Source organism: Pseudodesulfovibrio sp. S3 (assembly GCF_004025585.1).
Taxonomy (GTDB): domain Bacteria; phylum Desulfobacterota; class Desulfovibrionia; order Desulfovibrionales; family Desulfovibrionaceae; genus Pseudodesulfovibrio.
Genome location: NZ_QTZO01000009.1, coordinates 15,643 through 27,727 on the forward strand (window position 1 = coordinate 15,643; position 12,085 = coordinate 27,727).

The window sequence follows — 12,085 nt, forward strand, 5'->3', positions numbered from 1 at the left end:
TTATCTTTTTGGTGTCAGCCCTTTGTCAAAGGGCCGCATCCAGAACTCAAGCAGGTTTTCCGTCAGCGCATCCACGTCCAACGAACCGCCCATCAACGCAGAAACCTGACCCGTGCCGATAAGATGGGCCAGGCCGTGGACACTCGACCAATGGCCAAAAACAAGGGTATCCACATCCATCTCCCCGAAATATCCCGTCTTCACGCACTCTTGCACTGTCGCTCGAAAATTCTTGAAGGAAATCATCGAGCTGGCCGCCCATTCACCATCGAGATCCACCTGCTCGCAGCTGGTACTGAACATGAGGTAATAGTATTCCGGCTCACGCAGGGCGAACCTGACATATTGCCGACCGCCTTCTCGAAGGCGTTCCATGGGGTCGGAAATGGTTTCGATCCCGACCCGCTGCCGTTCTACGTATCGGGCAAACCCCTCTTCGCGCAGCACGGACAGTATCTCCCGTTTGTTCTTGAAATACCTATAAATGGCCGCAGGGCTGTACTCGATCTTGGAGGCGACCCTCCGCAACGTCACATTGTCGAACCCCTCTTTCACGAAGAGACGCTTGGCCGCATCCAGTATGCTCCGACGCATCTTTTCCTTGTCCCGTTCACGCCTATTTTGAGTACTCATGCGCCCCACCTAGCAAGCCGTGTTCATTTTGTAAACACTGTTTACAATTTGTTACAACTATGCACATTAGCGTACAATACTTGAAATCCGCCTGACCATTTTCATCATTTTTTTACACCGCGCTCCAAAGACAGGACTTTCCTCATGGCGCACAAAACCACGAGATGATGGAAAGGGCGTATGAAGTTGAAATATATCCATCCGACCCGGTTCAGATACCAGACCACGGTAATCAGGTGAAAACGGCGCATTCCGTTTTGCAGAGGTTCCGTCGAGACCGCCAGGACCGCCGTCAAATGGCTCTCACGGCCCTCGGCAACCCAATAGGTTTCCCCGTCCGAAGCAACAACTTCAAAGAAACCGGCATGTTCGCCCACCTCCACCGGCAGGGTCTGCTCCGTGAACCGCTCCATGTCCGGGACCTCCCGCTCGCCCTGGCCCAACAACCGGAGCAACCAGACCCGAACATGCCACAGGGCGGTCATCCATCCAGGCCGGTAGGAAAGCACTCCGGCCGTAAAGGCCTTCAACGAAATCGTCCCGTCCAGGCTCTGCACATCCACATGATCAGCTCCGTCCGTCCGGCCTTTCATACCCGAAAGACTGTCGACATCATGCCGCAACATCGTTTCCTCCTCATGCAAGGACACCGTTCAGGACCACTTCAAACAATGGCTCAACTTGGGCTACCTGTTTCGACGCATCGAACTCCTCTGCATTGAGACCATCGATGAGGCCGTTCAGATACAGACTCCAACAAACCAAGGCCACGTGTGCACCCGACACCTCGGGTTTCACTTCTCCTGTGGCCTTTCCGTTCTCGACAATTGCAGCGATCAGACCCAAGGCCTCCATGAGTTGTGCATCGAATCGTTCTTTCCACTCTCCCGTTGCAAACAATGCCTCCTTGACCACGGACCGGAGAAACAAGGTCTGCTCACTGTAGTAACCATAAAGGCAATGCAACATATGCCGGAACTGTCCCATGAGAGGCGCATCACCAGGAATGGATTCAATGGCCTGACCGAGAACCTCCCCTATCTCTTCAAAAAAAGTGGAAAACAGCAGGGATTTCTTGTCGTTGAAGTGAAGGGCGATGGTACCGAGGCCAACCCCGGCTTTCTCGGCCAAAGCACGCATGGTCGTTTTTTCAAACCCGCATTCGATGATCAAACTCCGTGCAGCTTTCTGAATCTGCTGACGGGTTTCCCGCTTTCGCTGTTCCTGCAATGACGGTTTCCTGACCATGACATTCCCCTTTAATGAACACGTTCATATTATGAACATGTTCATTAAAGGAGTCATGAAAACCTGTCAAGCCGGTGTGCTGATAGCGAAATGCCTCACGACTCCTTGTTTCCGCCTTCAGACACACAGTCGATTTAGACACAACATTTTCCCTTTCCACCAGCAACAAATAGCACGCTATGTAATTTGATTTATTAAATGAGAATGGATCAACATGCTGTAATCACAGCCGTAAACTGTGTCATGATTTTAAAACGTCGAGAATCTCAATATTCGCAGCCTGCCAGGCAGGGTAGGCACCGGCGGCCACGCCGAGCAGACCGGAACCGACCAGGGTAGTTGCCAGGCTTCCTGAATCGATGAGAATCGGCAAGTCGGCCACTGAACAGCCAACCACCACGAGAACTACGGTCACGAGCACGCCCAGGCCACCGCCCACACCGGCCATAAGACCGGACTCGAAAAGAAACTGCCTGACAATGTCCCTCCGGCGCCCACCCACAGCCCGACGCACTCCGATTTCCACGCGCCTGGCCCTGACCACCAGAATCATGATGGAAAGGATACCCATGCCCCCCACGGCAAAGGATATGGTCGATGTGATACCGCCCAGGGTCGTCATGAGATCAAGTGCCTGGCGTTGCAGCTTGATCGCATCCGAGGCGGACATGGCGCTGAAGTCATCGTCTTCACTCTCGTCGATATTATGCCGCTCCCGCATTATTGCTTCCACGGAACTGTTGACCATATCCAGGCTCGCATCTTTTGACAAACGCAAAAAGACACCACTGATCCACTGCTGGTTGCTGGCCCTGCGCATATAGGTGGTTATGGGAACAAGCATGATTTCGTCCTGGTCGACCCCGGATACGTCACGCCCTTTGACCTGCATGACGCCAAGAACCCGAAAACTGGCCCGGAACATGTAGACCTGCTGTCCCACAGCCCGTTCGGGATCGCCGAAAAGTCGCTCGGCTATTTTGCGACCAAGCACACACACCTTGGTCCGGTCCCGCACGTCCTGCCAGTTGAAAAAATGACCAATATCAGCATAAAAGCTTCTTATATCTTCATAATTCGGCCATGCAGCCATGACCTGCGCGTCTACGGCGGTGCCGTTGCCTCTGACAGGCATGGACTCGGAAACGTAGGGGGTTCCATCCAGTACGGACGGAACGGAGTCTATCAGGGCCTGCGCATCCGATAGCATGAAATTGCGTTTGACGCCGGACAATCGTATGCCGCCGCCACGGGTGAATCGCACTCTTCCCGCCATGACCGCAAACAGGTTCGGACCGAGCTTCTCCGTTTCCATTTCAGCCTGCTTCACCATAATTTCGGAAACATGCTGCACACCGGTAAAAGCCAACGCGCCAAGAAACACTCCGAGCATGGCTAGAATCGCCCTCAATTTATGCGCAGATAGAGAAGAGAGTGCTATGCGAAAATTGAGCGGCAGCATGGGTTACCCCGTTTGTTTAACGATGACGAAGGCGGACACGATTTCATTCATAACTATCCTGATTCCAGTCCGTATTGCCATTGAAAACATGTTGCCAAAGGCGTTCGAAGGCATGTCCGGTATTGCGCTCATCCTGCGGATCGGCCTCTATGAGCTTCAGACAGAATTCATAGAACCGCTTTGGCCGCGTCCGAATCCGCTCACCCGTTACACAAAAGTTGCCCGTTGGCGCCCTGCTGATGATCTGAGCAGGCATCGGCGTATTGAAAAGTCGCGTAAAAATCTCGCCCACCGGGATATCTCGTCCCCATCCGGCCCATCGGCCCTGGTTTTCCGGTTTATGCAGGTCATGAGGGCGACCCAAGGCATCACACTTGAGCTTGAACCAGGCCAAACCCTTGAAGGGAACCATGCGATCCGCAACATCTTCAAGTTGTAACCGCAAGGTTTCCACAGAAGCCCGGCCCTGATCATCAATATGATCAAAAGGGTCTCCCTGCAAAAAAACGTTCATGGGATTCAGTCGATCATACTCCCTGACCATGTGGGTGAAATAGGTATGAGCTTCCCTGCCAATATTCGGCAAAAAACAGGCAGTTATATCTTGATTACCACCCTTGTCGTACACAACGTAATCATATCCCAACGCATCCGCCCAGGACACGTCCTCTTGGTACCTGGCTATGATCACCTTGACATTATCAGGCATGTTTGTGGTTCCGTACCGGCTTGTCAACTTCAACCGACTCCAAAACAAATGCCCGTACAGATGTCGGCTGCGCATCCGAGGATCTTCCGCCCGATCCATAGCCGACCGATAGTATGGAGCCCAAAGGCATGGAACCGAAGCCATCCGCAATAGTCCGCAAGATAGTCAGGCCGGTAGGGGTTGCCCGCTCCATGGCGCAGTCGGAGCCAAAGGTAATCAACCCCTGTGCCAGTTCCGCACAAGCCGGCGCAGGTACGGGCATTCTTCCGTGGGCGCAGTCCACGAACCCCGAACCGAGATCAACCGGGGAGACAATTACCTTTCCTATACCCAACGCCTCCAAAAGCACCATTGTTCCGCAAATATCCACAATAGTGTCCACAGCGCCGATCTCATGGAAATGTACCTGCTCCAGGTCCACGCCATGCACCTTGGCTTCGGCTTCCCCCAATAGGCGCAAGGCTTGCATTGATCGCTGGGCAGCGTGTCCATCAATGCCGCTTTCTTCTATGATTTTGCGTATGTCTGAATAGTGTCTCAAAGGCTGGTCCTGCGTTTGAACCACATCGACATGGTTGGTCCTGATACCTGCAACCTGTTTCTCGGACCAATGCAGCTCGAAACCAATGAGACCCAGACGGTCCAATTCCTGTTCGAGAAAGGCAAACCCCTTGCCCACCCCCTTCCATTCCTCCAGCGCATGGGCCAGAGAAGCGAGGAGCATATCACCGCTTACACCAGTAGAACAATCGAGGTACAATGTTTTCATTAACTCCGCCTATGAGTGCCGGCTTACAGCCAACACATTGATTTTATGCGCTAAAAAACCCGCCCCAAAGCCATTGTCGATGTTGACCACACCCACGCCCGGCGCGCAGGAGTTCATCATGGCGAGCAGGGCAGACAGTCCCTGAAAATTGGCACCATAGCCCACGCTGGTCGGCACCGCCACAATCGGCGGCCTGGCCATCCCCCCGATAACCGAGGGAAGGGCGCCTTCCATTCCGGCCACGGCAATAATCACGGACGCATCGTTCATCTCGTCCATGACCGAGAACAATCTATGGATACCGGCCACTCCGCAGTCATAATGCCGTTCAACCCGGCTCCCCAGGAACTCAGCAGTTCCAGCGGCTTCCTCGGCCACGGATTGATCGGAAGTCCCGGCCGACACCACAACGATCTTTCCGATCGGGTCTGCCGCAGGTTCACCCACGACCAACAAACGGGATTCGGCATCGAACAAGACCTTCACAACAGCGTTGACCGCCTGGAAATGCGCCGTATCCGCCCGCGTGCCCAAGACCCTGCCGCTGTGCTTCGCCATATGCGCAAAGATGGATGCTACCTGCTGCGGAGTTTTCCCCTGGCAGTAAACAACTTCAGGTCCGCCGGTGCGCAACTCGCGGTGATGGTCTATCTTGGCACAACCAGCTTCAATAAAGGACCGTTCCAGCACCCCTTTCTTGAAGTCATCCCGAGATATCCTGCCTGCCTCGAAATCGTCCATCAATTGATCGAGACTCATTGGCTCAACTCCTTGAAAAGGCATGATCGAAACCCGATCCTGACACTTAACGCCACGACATTATCACGGCTTACTTCAATTATTTCAGAATACTGTGAAGAATACTCCACCGTTGCCACCAGATTGTCATGCCGGACTCGGACGATTGGTATCCCAAGCTGGTGAAGGAGGGATTCCATGGCCTCAACCTGACTGAGACCGACAAGGGTCAACGGAGTGCCGGTAGAAATACGTGTGGCGAGACAGCTTTCAGAAGGGGTGTCCCAGCAGGGCAAGCCTCTGTCCCGTGCCACATTCCGGACTTGGGCCTTATTGAATCCCACCTCATAAAGTGGCGAATAAACTTGGAATTCCTTTGCTGCCTGCAATCCCGGTCGGTTCTGATCATCGTCAGCATTGGTTCCATCCAAGACCAGGCAATCCGTTCCGAATTCGGCCTGCATCCTCTGGAAGATATGCCGTTTGCAGTAATAGCAACGCTTCTCCGAGTTTTCACTTATCTTTGGATCGGCCAATACCGCTGCCTCAATCAACCGGTGTTGCACGCCTAAATGCGCAGCCACCTCAATCGCGCGGGCACGGTCAAGCACAGTGGTCATCTCACTCGCGACAGTAGCTGCTATGGTGCGCGCCCCCGCAGCTTCAAATGCGGCAGCCGCCACCAGTCCACTGTCAACGCCACCAGACAAGGCAACCAAGACGCGATCGTTTGCTTCTGCCTTTTTGCGGATATTAGAGACGAGTGATTCAAAGCCCATGAACGGAGACTAGCCCAGCCCTGCTACAGGTTCAACGTTTTTCCCGGTGAACGTCGTGTTCTATGACTTCAATTGATTTCCACGCCCCCTTACGGAACCTGCTCCGAAAGGCGATTGCCAGGACCAGGACGTAAAAGAGCAGGCAGAGCCACGGGCCATGAATGCTTCTGACCTCCAAAGCGTTCAGCGCCAGTAGAGGAAAGACCATACAGGCCAAGGAGGCAGAGCCCATGACGATCATTGGATACCGCGTGTCACCGGCACCCTTGAGACCACCGATATACACTATAACCAGGGCGTCTATCACTGTGAACAGCGCTGCATAACGCATCAGAACCACACCCATCTCAAGAACCGGAGTGAATGCGATGCCGGCCTCGCCCCGAGCCCGAAACAAATTGAGAAGAAGCTCCGGTATGAGAATGAAGACAACCGCCATGAAGCACATGTAGGCCAATGCGAGGTGCAGGACTGACTTGGTGGAATACTCCGCCAATGCGGGGTTGCGGTCTCCCATAGCCTGGCCGACCATGATACTGGCCGCGATATGTAGCCCGATGGTCGGCAAAAATGCCAGATTATATATGGAGAAAACAGCATTGGTGGAAGCCAGCTCCACCGGACCGAAACGACCGACCATGAAGACGAAAAACGATATAGCAAAGATATCCAGGAAAAACTCCACGCCGCCCGGCAATCCGAAACGCAAATATCGCATCAATGATTCGCGCTCCAGTTTCCAGGCAGTCCGTACACTGTATGTTATCTCGTTTTTCTTGGTAAAGATGAGCAGACTGTAACACACCACAGGAAGGGTGAAGCCTATTACCGTAGCGATTCCAGCGCCGACAATACCCATCTCGGGGAAGGGCCCCACCCCGTTAATCAGACAATAATCCATCGGAATATTGATAAAAATTGACGCGACACTGACCACCATGACCGTTTTGGTCAACCCGCGCCCAGAAAAGAAAGACGACATGCACAGGCCCACCAGGAACACGCCGCTCCCAAGCGTCAATATACGAAAATATTGGATTTCCAGCGACTGGACCACCGCAGGGTGCCCTCCCAGGGCAAACAGAGGTTCAGCCAGGAACCACAAGGAGGCAAGAAACAACCCTGAAGGCAAACAAAACCACAACCCCTGCCACAAGGCCATGCCCACCTTCTGGTGCTGGCAGGAGCCCGTATATTGCGCAATAAAGACCCCTGTGTATTCTGCCATCCCCATGAAGAATGAAAGGAACAGAAAAGCGGCGATATTGGCAGGAACCGATGCCGCCAAAGCCTCCATGGAATAGTTGCCAAGGAAGATACGATCAGTAAAAGTCATGACCGTCATGGAAATCATGCTGACGATCAGAGGCAAACCAATGACAAGGGCTTCTCTATACCCACCCTTATTATGCCAACGCTTCATTATATTCATATATATACTCCAAAGTAGAATACTCTCTAGCTACGTTTGAACAAATGTCCAATCATTTATTTTAATACGGCTTTTCGCCTATTCAAATGATTGCCAATCGCATGAGATTGTTTTTTTGTTATTGTACAGCGTCATACAGCATGCTATACAATTACCGGCATCAACTTGAAATAAGGGGTTTTTTTGAGCAACAACCCGGAACATCTCTTTTATTTTTCCCTCTCCAGATTTACACGCCTCTACACCAAAGGCCTGTCAAAACGACTGGAGCCCCACGGAATAAAACCCGGCTATCTGGAGATTCTGTTCCAGCTTTGGCAACAGGACAACGTGACCCAAAAAGAGCTCCTTGCCATGCTCGACATTGAACAGGCCACTTTGTCCAACACTCTAAAACGGATGGAACGCGACGGCTTCTTGCTTTCTACCAGAAAACCGGGCGACCGCAGGTTGACGCAACTTCAACTGACGGATTCGGGGCGAGCCATCCAGAAGGTCGTCTCGGCTTCCATCGATGACCTGCAAGCTACGGTAAACTCCGGACTGACAATCAATGATCGAAAATATTTTCGGCGAATACTCCATCAAATGACCGAACAAGTGGCTTCCGATCTCGAAGAAGGGTGCCTTATCCTGTTTGATGAAGTCTCTGACTGACCCCTGAAATCTCCATAATCTTTTTCTACAACCATCTACAATCTTTTTCCCAAGCAACTCACTCACATCAAATATTTACACTTGCTCATTTACTTTCCTGACACTCCAAGCATCAACAACCCCACGCAGATTGTGCCCCTCATTACCAGTCCTTGACGAGTAAAACAAGCAAGATATCTTTAATATATCGGAATTAAACACTCTTTTGTTTCATTGCATTGGCTGCTCGCAAACCTCCCCGACAAATTTCAATTCATCCCGACCATGGGTATTGCCGGCAAGAAAATGTGTTCTTTGTGATTTTTTCCCATTATTTTTTCCAGTGATTTCTGCTATAGACTTCTCTAATGTTCAACAACGTCCTGTAATTATTTTTCATAGCCCTTTTCTAGATTTTTTCTAGAGTTTGTAGGACAACGTTGTACTTTGTTGACAATCTTTGACAGGCTATGTCAAAGAATGAACATCATAGGTCAGAATGTGACAATATGGATAACTCAGATGTACCCAAGCCACCGACTCTGCTCACCGTGCGGGAAGTTGCGAACTTTCTACGGGTACACCAACGAACGGCTTACAGGCTGATCACAGGCGGGAGTATTCAGGCAATCAAGATCGGGAGCCAATGGAGAGTCCCCGAGAAGGCCCTGATTGAATTCATAGAGACTGGATGGAAGGATTGCGTATCCACTGAAAGGAAACAACCTGCATCCGATCAATTCAAACTTCCTTTTGATTAAGGAGAAATGCATGTCGAAAAAAATGTTTAGCGGCCATGACGGAAACGATCCGATTCTCAATGTGAATCTGCCCAACGATTTCGGACAGGATGTAGATGTCACTGGTCGCCTGATCGGCGAAGAGATGTACTTTGACGACAGCACCGGCATGTTGACCATGGAAAAACTTTACCGCGGTGAAGATGGGAAACTTGCCTACGGTATCATTTCCGCCATTGGCCATGCCCGTGAACGACGTGCCTACCGGGTTGAAGAACGTGAAGATAGCTGCATTGTCACCAATGGCAGCCTGAGCCTCGAATTCAATTATGACGAACTGTTCGAACTGTTGGCGGTTGCCATGGAATCCGACAAGGAATCCAGCAGCAGCCAGGTCTGCGAGCAGGTCCGTCGAAAGTTGGCAGCCAACGAATAATTTCATGCCCTTACCGGCATGAAAAAAGGGGCCTTATGGCCCCTTTTTCATTTGAGATAATCCATTTGCCCAGTTGACTCCATGACAGCACACCACCAATCTGAATTTATATTGATACTGCGCCGTTTCACCGCAACCAGGTCCAATGGCAGGTGGACCATGCTCGACTTCAGCCGGGTAACGACCATGCCGGTTTTTCCTGCCATGGCCGCGTGCATTGCATTCTGACCGAGGAAGCCGCAATAGACCCGGTCTCCGGCATTGGCCGGCACTGATCGTATCAAATAGCTGGGATCAAAGAATTTCATATTCATTTCAAGATCTTTTTCAGTAAAATGCGCCTTGAGCCGATCAACAATCAGGCCGCAGATATCGCCAAGCTTCGGGTTACCGGAGGGATCCCGCTCCAGTTTACCTCCAAGGAGATCCTGGCCAGCGCCTTCGGCACACACGATGAGTGCGTGTTTCCGTTCGTTGAGCCGCCTTTCCACGGCATGGATCAGTCCTCCTTCCCCATCCAGAGCAAATTTCTGTTCAGGGACCAGCAAGAAGTTGACCTCCTGAAGGGCCAGGGTAGCCTGGGCGGCGATGAACCCGGCTTCACGCCCCATGAACTTGACCAGGCCGACGCCTCGATCCACACCCGTGGCTTCGACATGCGCGCATTGGATGACTTCCGCAGCCTTTTCCACGGCCGTATCGAATCCGAAGGAGCGGGTGACAAAATTGATATCGTTGTCAATGGTTTTGGGGATACCGATAATGGCTATCTTCCGTTTGCGTCTGGACACTTCGTTGACAATGGACTTGGCGGCCCGCATGGCACCGTCTCCCCCGATGACGAAGAGAATATTCACATTCAGCCTTTCAAGTGAATCGACAATTTCTTCGGGGTCTTGCAGGCCGCGGGAAGAAGAAAGAATGGTGCCTCCGAACTGATGGATATGAGAAACTCCATGGGGAGTAAGTTCCTGGACATCATAGCCATATTTAGGAATGAAGCCCCGTAACCCGTTGGTTATTCCGAGCACCTTTCGGATACCATAGTGATAGAAGGCCTCCATGACGATGGCACGGATGACGTCATTGATGCCGGGACAGATACCGCCGCATGTGACAATGGCACATCGTGTCTTGGAAGGATCGAAGTAGATTTTCTCGCGAGGGCCTGCTTTTTCAAAATCCTTTTGAAGAATTTTGTCATCGAGTTCGGTCAACTCCTCCGAGGTAAGCATCAGGGTTACCGGCACAGACTCATCAATGTGCCTGGTCTTTTCCAGAGGCGTTTTGATCTTTGCCGGACCGAGGCTGGAGATTTTTGTATCGAAATCTATATTAGGCATGTCTTACGCTCCAAGCGGTTATATTGCGGAGACGCCGAATTCATAGGCTACCATCGAGACACTTCGGGTTCAGGAAGCTCGGTAACTGTTTCCACCAGATCATCAGGGCTGGCGGATGCCGCCCCAACCTGGCCGACAACCACACCGGCTGCATAGTTGGCAAGGGTACAAGCCATCAACAGGTCCAGACCGGCAGACAGCGCCAGTGCCGCAGTGGCGATCACGGTATCTCCGGCACCGGTAACGTCAAAAACCTTTTGGGCAAAAGTCGGGATGTGCCTGACCGAGGATTCGCCTTCGAAAAGGGCCATTCCGTCCGGACCCAGCGTGATCAGCAGATTCTTGCAGTTCAACCTGTTGAAGAGCGCCCGTCCGGCAAGAATGACGGATTCCCTGTCCGACCGCACAGGCAAGCCGGCACCCTCGCTTGCCTCTTTGGTGTTTGGGGTAAGCAGGTCCACCCCCTGATAGAGGTCATAATTGACGGTTTTCGGGTCCACCAAAACCAGGGGAGGAGTGAGGGACGCTTTGACCATCGGCATAAGACGATCCATGAATTCTTGTGAAATCAACCCTTTGCCATAGTCGGACAGGATGATGACCGGGTAGTCGCTCAGCATGGTTTCCAGGCCCTGGAACAGTTGGTCCAGTTCAGCGGAGACGAGCGGCTCCGCCAATTCCTGGTCAACACGCACGACCTGCTGGTTGTGCGCGATAATCCGGGTTTTAACTGTAGTAGGGCGGTCGGCACTGCGGACGAGCCGGGTGGTCAACCCCGCCTCCTGGCAAAGAGTTTCCAGCACGCCGCCGTTTCTGTCGGTCCCCACGGTCCCGATGAGGATCGGTTCTCCGCCCAGGGCCGCTATGTTGCGGGCCACATTACCTGCGCCGCCCAGAAGGAAGGACTCTTTTTCCACGCGGACCACCGGAACCGGAGCCTCTGGAGAAATACGTTCAACCTCGCCCATAAGGTAGTGGTCAAGCATAAGATCGCCAATGATCATGACCTTATGCCCTTTCAGGGCTGTGATCGCAGTGAGAATCAAATCATGTGACATACTGTAAACAATCCGTATTTTTGAGCGGTTATACTAATCTGAAATCATGCGTTTATCGATCAAGGCTTGGCACGCCTGCCTGTCAAACATCACTGTGATCAG

At 52.2% G+C, this 12,085-nt stretch carries 14 protein-coding genes; 3 read left to right on the top strand and 11 right to left on the bottom strand.

Annotation, left to right across the window (positions count from 1 at the left end; all coding sequences use genetic code 11):
• The 9 genes from DWB63_RS11050 to DWB63_RS11090 form a co-directional block, all read right to left on the bottom strand.
• The gene (locus tag DWB63_RS11050; RefSeq protein WP_128328899.1) at positions 1-633 is read right to left on the bottom strand and encodes a TetR/AcrR family transcriptional regulator; all 633 of its coding nucleotides are present in this window, start codon (positions 631-633) and stop codon (positions 1-3) included.
• A gap of 104 nt (positions 634-737) precedes the next feature.
• Positions 738-1,259, bottom strand: coding sequence for a DUF2867 domain-containing protein (locus DWB63_RS11055; protein WP_128328900.1), 522 nt, complete (start codon positions 1,257-1,259; stop codon positions 738-740).
• Positions 1,260-1,269: 10 nt separating this feature from the next.
• The gene (locus DWB63_RS11060; RefSeq protein ID WP_128328901.1) at positions 1,270-1,881 is read right to left on the bottom strand and encodes a TetR/AcrR family transcriptional regulator; all 612 of its coding nucleotides are present in this window, start codon (positions 1,879-1,881) and stop codon (positions 1,270-1,272) included.
• Between the two features lie 241 nt (positions 1,882-2,122).
• Positions 2,123-3,343, bottom strand: a complete 1,221-nt coding sequence (locus tag DWB63_RS11065) for an ABC transporter permease (protein WP_128328902.1) — start codon at positions 3,341-3,343, stop codon at positions 2,123-2,125.
• 43 nt (positions 3,344-3,386) lie between these two features.
• A complete protein-coding gene (locus tag DWB63_RS11070) occupies positions 3,387-4,052 on the bottom strand; it encodes a DUF3431 domain-containing protein (protein ID WP_128328903.1) in 666 nt (221 codons plus the stop codon).
• Positions 4,045-4,821 (bottom strand): LarC family nickel insertion protein, encoded by a 777-nt coding sequence (locus DWB63_RS11075; RefSeq protein ID WP_128328904.1) that lies wholly within the window; start codon positions 4,819-4,821, stop codon positions 4,045-4,047. The genes DWB63_RS11070 and DWB63_RS11075 overlap by 8 nt, the downstream gene beginning before the upstream one ends.
• 9 nt (positions 4,822-4,830) lie before the next feature.
• Positions 4,831-5,580 (bottom strand): nickel pincer cofactor biosynthesis protein LarB, encoded by a 750-nt coding sequence (gene larB / locus DWB63_RS11080; protein WP_128328905.1) that lies wholly within the window; start codon positions 5,578-5,580, stop codon positions 4,831-4,833.
• Positions 5,577-6,338 carry an ATP-dependent sacrificial sulfur transferase LarE gene (gene larE / locus DWB63_RS11085; RefSeq protein ID WP_128328906.1) on the bottom strand — a complete coding sequence of 254 codons (762 nt, stop codon included), beginning with the start codon at positions 6,336-6,338 and terminating at the stop codon, positions 5,577-5,579. Before larE ends, larB begins: the two co-directional genes overlap by 4 nt.
• 31 nt (positions 6,339-6,369) lie before the next feature.
• Complete coding sequence (locus tag DWB63_RS11090; protein WP_128328907.1) at positions 6,370-7,770, bottom strand: MATE family efflux transporter; 1,401 nt, start codon at positions 7,768-7,770, stop codon at positions 6,370-6,372.
• A 183-nt stretch (positions 7,771-7,953) separates the two neighbouring features.
• On the opposite strand from DWB63_RS11090, the gene DWB63_RS11095 reads away from it, so the two are divergent.
• The 3 genes from DWB63_RS11095 (at position 7,954) to DWB63_RS11105 (ending at position 9,582) form a co-directional block, all read left to right on the top strand.
• Positions 7,954-8,427, top strand: a complete 474-nt coding sequence (locus DWB63_RS11095) for a MarR family transcriptional regulator (RefSeq protein WP_128328908.1) — start codon at positions 7,954-7,956, stop codon at positions 8,425-8,427.
• A gap of 488 nt (positions 8,428-8,915) precedes the next feature.
• Positions 8,916-9,167, top strand: a complete 252-nt coding sequence (locus tag DWB63_RS11100; protein ID WP_128328909.1) for a helix-turn-helix domain-containing protein — start codon at positions 8,916-8,918, stop codon at positions 9,165-9,167.
• Between the two features lie 10 nt (positions 9,168-9,177).
• Positions 9,178-9,582, top strand: a complete 405-nt coding sequence (locus tag DWB63_RS11105) for a hypothetical protein (RefSeq protein ID WP_128328910.1) — start codon at positions 9,178-9,180, stop codon at positions 9,580-9,582.
• Between the two features lie 47 nt (positions 9,583-9,629).
• Here DWB63_RS11105 and DWB63_RS11110 read toward each other — a convergent pair whose 3' ends face one another.
• Positions 9,630-10,925, bottom strand: a complete 1,296-nt coding sequence (locus tag DWB63_RS11110) for an ATP-dependent 6-phosphofructokinase (RefSeq protein WP_128328911.1) — start codon at positions 10,923-10,925, stop codon at positions 9,630-9,632.
• Positions 10,926-10,972: 47 nt separating this feature from the next.
• Positions 10,973-11,983, bottom strand: a complete 1,011-nt coding sequence (gene rfaE1, locus DWB63_RS11115) for a D-glycero-beta-D-manno-heptose-7-phosphate kinase (protein ID WP_128328912.1) — start codon at positions 11,981-11,983, stop codon at positions 10,973-10,975.
• Positions 11,984-12,085: the final 102 nt, after the last annotated feature.

Bases quoted from the DNA above. Each gene is read 5' to 3' on its own strand.
- DWB63_RS11050 (WP_128328899.1), bottom strand. From the start codon at position 633: ATGAGTACTCAAAATAGGCGTGAACGGGACAAGGAAAAGATGCGTCGG.
- DWB63_RS11055 (WP_128328900.1), bottom strand. From the start codon at position 1,259: ATGTTGCGGCATGATGTCGACAGTCTTTCGGGTATGAAAGGCCGGACG.
- DWB63_RS11060 (WP_128328901.1), bottom strand. From the start codon at position 1,881: ATGGTCAGGAAACCGTCATTGCAGGAACAGCGAAAGCGGGAAACCCGT.
- DWB63_RS11065 (WP_128328902.1), bottom strand. From the start codon at position 3,343: ATGCTGCCGCTCAATTTTCGCATAGCACTCTCTTCTCTATCTGCGCAT.
- DWB63_RS11070 (WP_128328903.1), bottom strand. From the start codon at position 4,052: ATGCCTGATAATGTCAAGGTGATCATAGCCAGGTACCAAGAGGACGTG.
- DWB63_RS11075 (WP_128328904.1), bottom strand. From the start codon at position 4,821: ATGAAAACATTGTACCTCGATTGTTCTACTGGTGTAAGCGGTGATATG.
- larB (WP_128328905.1), bottom strand. From the start codon at position 5,580: ATGAGTCTCGATCAATTGATGGACGATTTCGAGGCAGGCAGGATATCT.
- larE (WP_128328906.1), bottom strand. From the start codon at position 6,338: ATGGGCTTTGAATCACTCGTCTCTAATATCCGCAAAAAGGCAGAAGCA.
- DWB63_RS11090 (WP_128328907.1), bottom strand. From the start codon at position 7,770: ATGAATATAATGAAGCGTTGGCATAATAAGGGTGGGTATAGAGAAGCC.
- DWB63_RS11100 (WP_128328909.1), top strand. From the start codon at position 8,916: ATGGATAACTCAGATGTACCCAAGCCACCGACTCTGCTCACCGTGCGG.
- DWB63_RS11105 (WP_128328910.1), top strand. From the start codon at position 9,178: ATGTCGAAAAAAATGTTTAGCGGCCATGACGGAAACGATCCGATTCTC.
- DWB63_RS11110 (WP_128328911.1), bottom strand. From the start codon at position 10,925: ATGCCTAATATAGATTTCGATACAAAAATCTCCAGCCTCGGTCCGGCA.
- rfaE1 (WP_128328912.1), bottom strand. From the start codon at position 11,983: ATGTCACATGATTTGATTCTCACTGCGATCACAGCCCTGAAAGGGCAT.